This is a genomic window from Lysobacter zhanggongensis (assembly GCF_046638635.1).
Taxonomy (GTDB): domain Bacteria; phylum Pseudomonadota; class Gammaproteobacteria; order Xanthomonadales; family Xanthomonadaceae; genus Novilysobacter; species Novilysobacter luteus.
This window is the reverse complement of sequence record NZ_JBJXHK010000122.1, coordinates 1-4,917: the sequence shown is the minus strand read 5'-3', so window position 1 is coordinate 4,917 and position 4,917 is coordinate 1. Positions and strand designations below refer to the sequence as shown.

The 4,917-nt window shown below is 70.8% G+C and carries 4 protein-coding genes and 1 pseudogene; 3 read left to right on the top strand and 2 right to left on the bottom strand.

Going from position 1 to position 4,917, the window contains the following annotated elements; translation table 11 throughout:
• A pseudogene (locus tag ACKVMH_RS12745) lies at positions 1-281 on the bottom strand (biotin/lipoyl-binding protein); the annotation flags it as partial.
• A gap of 147 nt (positions 282-428) precedes the next feature.
• On the opposite strand from ACKVMH_RS12745, the gene ACKVMH_RS12740 reads away from it, so the two are divergent.
• The 3 genes from ACKVMH_RS12740 to ACKVMH_RS12730 all read left to right on the top strand — a co-directional run bounded on the left by ACKVMH_RS12740 (position 429) and on the right by ACKVMH_RS12730 (position 3,361).
• Positions 429-1,100: a TetR/AcrR family transcriptional regulator gene (locus tag ACKVMH_RS12740; protein ID WP_412700579.1), complete on the top strand. Its 672-nt coding sequence runs from the start codon at positions 429-431 to the stop codon at positions 1,098-1,100.
• Positions 1,101-1,260: 160 nt separating this feature from the next.
• Positions 1,261-1,917, top strand: coding sequence for a protein-L-isoaspartate O-methyltransferase family protein (locus tag ACKVMH_RS12735; protein WP_412700577.1), 657 nt, complete (start codon positions 1,261-1,263; stop codon positions 1,915-1,917).
• A 16-nt stretch (positions 1,918-1,933) separates the two neighbouring features.
• Positions 1,934-3,361, top strand: coding sequence for a TolC family outer membrane protein (locus ACKVMH_RS12730; RefSeq protein ID WP_412700576.1), 1,428 nt, complete (start codon positions 1,934-1,936; stop codon positions 3,359-3,361).
• A 24-nt stretch (positions 3,362-3,385) separates the two neighbouring features.
• Here the strand turns inward: ACKVMH_RS12730 and waaA are convergent, their stop codons facing one another.
• Positions 3,386-4,681 carry a lipid IV(A) 3-deoxy-D-manno-octulosonic acid transferase gene (waaA, locus tag ACKVMH_RS12725; protein ID WP_412700575.1) on the bottom strand — a complete coding sequence of 432 codons (1,296 nt, stop codon included), beginning with the start codon at positions 4,679-4,681 and terminating at the stop codon, positions 3,386-3,388.
• Positions 4,682-4,917: the final 236 nt, after the last annotated feature.

Here is a 4,917-nt window from a genome sequence, read left to right as displayed (position 1 = left end):
GCCGCCAACCGGGCGCGCGCGGCGCGGGCACGCGCCTGCAGGTCGGCGGCATCCAGCGTCGCCAGCAGTTCGCCACGGCGCACGTGGTCGCCGACGTCGACGTGGCGCTCCACGATCTTGCCGCCGACGCGGAACGACAGCGGGCTCTCTTCGCGCGCCCGGATGTCGCCGGCGAACGAGGCCTGAGCGTCCCCGGCTGCAGTCGGCTGGGTAACCAGCACGGGACGGACCGTTTCCACGGCGACCTCGTCACTGCCGCATCCGGCCGCGAGCGCAACCATCACCAAGAGGACGGCGGCGAGCCCGGGTCGAATCGCAGGGTTCCGCGGACTGCGCATGCCGGTGCCTCTCAGGCGTAATTAATGAACTATTGCGTACTGTAAGTAATATCGAACCCGCTGGTCTAGTATTCCATCATGGCTGCACGCATTTCACCCGACTCGCCCCCTACGCCCGCCCGCGGTCCCGGCCCCGGCCGACCCAAGGACCTGGGCAAGCGCGCCGCGATCCTCGACGCGGCCAAGCGCATGTTCGTCATGCATGGCTTCGACGGCGTCAGCATGGATGAGATCGCCGCCGAGGCTGCGGTCTCCAAGCTGACCGTCTACAGCCACTTCGGCGACAAGGAGTCGCTGTTCGCCGCCGCGGTGGAATCCCACTGCAAGAACCTGCTGCCGTCCTCGCTGTTCGAACCGTCGCCCGACACCCCGTTGCGCGAGCGGCTGCTCGACATCGCACGGGCGTTCTACGCGATGGTCAGCAGCCCCGAATCCGTCGCTGGCCACCGCATGCTGTGCACCCCGCAGCTGGCCGGCACGGCGCTGTCGCGCATGTTCTGGGAGGCCGGGCCGCAGCGGGTGCACGAGGAATTCACCGCGCTGCTCGCGCGGCGCGCGGCGACCGGCGTGCTCGCGATCGACCCCGACCCCGCCGCGCTGCACCGTGCCGCCACCCAGTTCTTCGCGCTGGTGAAAGGCGAGCCGCACGCCATGCTGGTGTTCGGCTGTTGCCAGTGCGACGAGGTCGAGCTGGACGCCCACCTGACGGCGGCGGTCGACCTGTTCCTGCGCGCCTATGGGCGGGATGCGGGCGCGCGATGACCCCTGACCGCGGTCGCGGTTACTTCCGGCACTCGGTCCCGGTCGCCGCCGGCGGCGATCCTGTCGCGGTCGCGAAACGCCGCCCGGGCGCCGCACGGCAGGCTTTGCGGGCCCGCGCCCATTACAATTGGCGGCTCCACCGCGAACCCCAGAGAGACTGATGAGCACGATCGATTACGCCAAGGCACGCGAACTGATGGTCGAACAGCAGGTTCGGCCGTGGGACGTGCTGGACCCGCGCGTGCTGGACGTGCTCTCGAGCCTTCCCCGCGAGGCGTTCGTTCCCGCCCCGCACCGCGCGCTGGCCTACACCGACATTCCACTGCCGCTGCCGCATGGCGAACGCATGATGAAGCCCGTCGTCGAGGGCCGGACGCTGCAGGGACTGGCGCTGGACCTGCATGACACGGTGCTGGAGATTGGCACCGGCAGCGGCTTCCTGGCCGCCTGCCTGGGCCGGCTGTCGCGCGAAGTGGTGAGCCTGGAGCGCCACGCCGACCTGGCCGACACCGCCCGCGCGCAACTGGCCGCCCAGGGCCTGGCCAACGTCAACGTCGTGCACGCCGACGCGTTGGCGTGGGAGACCACGCGGCGGTTCAGCGCGGTCTGCGTCACCGGCGCGGTCGACGTGATTCCGCAGCGCTTCATCGATTGGCTGGAACCGGGCGGGCGCATGTTCGTCGTGCGCGGCCGGTCACCGGCGATGGAGGCGGTGCTGGTCCACAACGAACCCGGCCAGCCGCGCATCGAATCCCTGTTCGAGACCGATCTCCCCTATCTCGCCGGCATGGCTCCCCAGCCCGCCTTCGAGTTCTAAACGCCAAGGACACAGCATGATCCGTCGCCCGCTCGTATTCGCCCTCGCCTTCGCCCTGCTGCCGGCCACTGCCGCGGCGGAAGACCTGTTGCAGACCTACGAGATGGCACGGGCCGGCGACCCGCAGTTCGCCGCCGCCGAGTCCAGCCGGCTGGTGACCCGGGAAGGCGCGGTGCAGGCGCGCGCGGCGATGCTGCCGCAACTCGACGGCAGCGCCAGCGTGCGCCGCTCGCGCAGCGAAGGCCCGGCGACCCAGACACAGTTCGACCCGGCCACCGGCGAGCCCCTGCAGTTCACCGGCGACATCGAAAGCGAGACCACCACGCGCAGCGTCGGCATCAACGGCCGGCAGATGCTGTTCGACATGGCGCGGTTCACCACCCTGCGCGGGCAGAAGGCCCTCAGCCGCGCGGGCGACTTCCAGCTCGAGGCGGCGGGCGACAACCTGATCACCCGCACCTCGGCGGCGTATTTCAACGTCCTGGTGCAGCTTGAGACCCTGGCCGCGGCCGAGGCCGCCGAGACCGCGCTGCAGAAACAGTTCGATTTCGCGTCAAAGCGGCTCGAAGTGGGCCTGGCACCGATCACCGACGTCCACGAGGCACGCGCGCAGTACGACACCGCGCGTGCCAACACGATCATCGCCCGCAACGCGGTGGCCGATGCCTACCAGGCGCTGGCCGAGATCACCGGCCGCCCGGTGCGCGACCTGCAGGGCCTGCCGGCCGACTACCAGCCGCAACTGCCGGTGTCGGAAGGCGTCGACGGCTGGGTCCAGACCGCCATGCAGAACAACCCGGCGCTGCAGGCGCAGCAGTTCCGCGTCGAGTCGGCCGAGGCCAACGTCGCGACTGCGCGAGCCGGCCATCTGCCGACGCTCTACCTCAGCGGCAGCTACGGCGACAGCAAGACCACCGGCGACCGCACGTTCAGCAGCAGTGACCTGCCGGCCTCGATCACCAGCCCGATCGAAAGCGAGAGCCGCGGCCCCGAGATCGGCATCACCCTGAGCGTGCCGATCTTCTCCGGCGGCGACACCCAGTCGCGCGTCCGCCAGGCCATTGCCCAGCGCGACATCGCGTCCGATGAACTGGAGCAGCAGCGCCGCGCGCTCGCGCGCAACACGCGCAGTGCCTACCAGACGCTGGTCGCGGGCATCAGCGAGGTCGAGGCCCGCCGGCAGGCGCTGGTCTCCGCCCAGGCCGCCTACGACGCGTCGCAGGTGGGCCTGGAAGTCGGTACCCGTACCGTGCTGGACGTGCTGAACAACCAGCAGAACCTGTTCACCGCGCAGCAGGCCTACGCGCTTGCCCGCTACAACTACCTGCAGAGCCGGCTGCTGCTCGAGCAGGCGGCCGGCACGCTCGACGTCGAGGACGTGCAGGAGATCAACCGCCTGCTGACCGCCGACGCCGAAGCGCAGGTCGACTCGGTCATCCAGTAACCGACCCCACTCCCGCCGTCGCCGTCAGGGGGGCGGCGGGAGCACCGGCTGCAGCAGCACCAGGGTCTGCGCGAGCGCACCGCGCCCGGTTTCCACCAGCTTGCGCCCGGCTTCGGCCATCTGCTCGCGCCTGGCCGGATCACCCAGCAGGGCGGCGAGCTCGTTCGCCACGCCATCGGCGTCGATGCCCACCCGCAGCGCCCCGGCCTGCTCCAGCCGCCGCGAGATCTCGGCGAAGTTGTGCAGGTGCGGCCCGGTCACGATCGCTGTTCCGGTGGCCGCCGGCTCGAGCAGGTTATGCCCGCCCACCGGTTGCAGGCTGCCGCCCACGAACGCCGCATCGGCGCAGGCGTAGAAGTTCATCAGCTCGCCCAGCGTGTCGACCAGGAACACCCCGTCGCCCGGCTGCGGCCAGCGGGCGCGCGACCGCGTCCCAACCTGCCAGCCGGACGCACGCGCGTGCTCGGCCACCTGCCGGAACCGCTCGGGGTGCCTCGGCGCCCACAGCAGAAGCAGGTCGGGAAAAACGGCGCGGAGCCTGCGGTGGATCGCGATCACCGGGGCTTCTTCTTCCTCGTGCGTGCTCGCCGCGATCCACGCCGGCCGGTCGCCGCAATGCCGGCGGCATTCGGCGACAAACGCATCCATCGCTTCGGGCACCGCGACGTCGAACTTGAGGTTGCCGACCTCGGCCACCTGCCCGGGCCGGGCTCCCAGGCGGACGAAGCGCACCGCATCCGCCAGTGATTGGGCCGCCACCGTATGCACCGTGCGCAGCGCGCGTCCCACCAGCGGCGCCAGCACCCGGTAGCCGCGCAGCGAGCGCTCCGACAGCCGCGCATTGAGGATGAACAACGGGATCCGGTGGTCGCGGCAACCGAACAGCAGGTTCGGCCAAAGCTCGGTCTCCATGATCAGCGCGGCGTGCGGGCGGTAGTGCCGCAGGAACCGGTCGACCGCGCCCGGGAGATCGTAGGGGAGGTAGACGTGCTCGACGTCGTGGCCCCAGATCGCACGCACCCGCTCCGAGCCGGTGGGCGTGATGGTGGTGACCAGCAACCGCAGGTCCGGCCGGCCGCGGCGCAGGGCGTTGACCAGCGGCAGCGCCGCGTTGACCTCGCCGACCGACACCGCATGCAGCCACAGCACACGCCGGCCGGCCGCATCGTGGTAGCGCGCGTAGCGCTCGTGCCAGCGTTGGAAGTACGCCGGCTGGCGGAATCCACGCCAGATCAGGTGGTACACCGTCACCGGCACCAGCAGGTACAGCGCAGCCGAGTACAGCACGCGCAGCAGGCGCTCGATGGGGTCAATCCGCATCCGCGCAGGATACTTCAGCGGGCCGGACCATCGCGTTGTCGCCGGCTAGAATCGACGGATGGCCGACACCGCTTCCCCGACCTCCCCCGGCACGCCGCCGAAAGGCCCGCGCCACTGGCCGACCTGGCTCGCGCTGGGCGTGATGTGGCTGGCGGCACGCCTGCCGTGGCCGGTGCAGCGCGCACTCGGCGCGGGCATCGGTGCGCTGGCGTTCGCGGTCGCCGGCGAACGCCGCA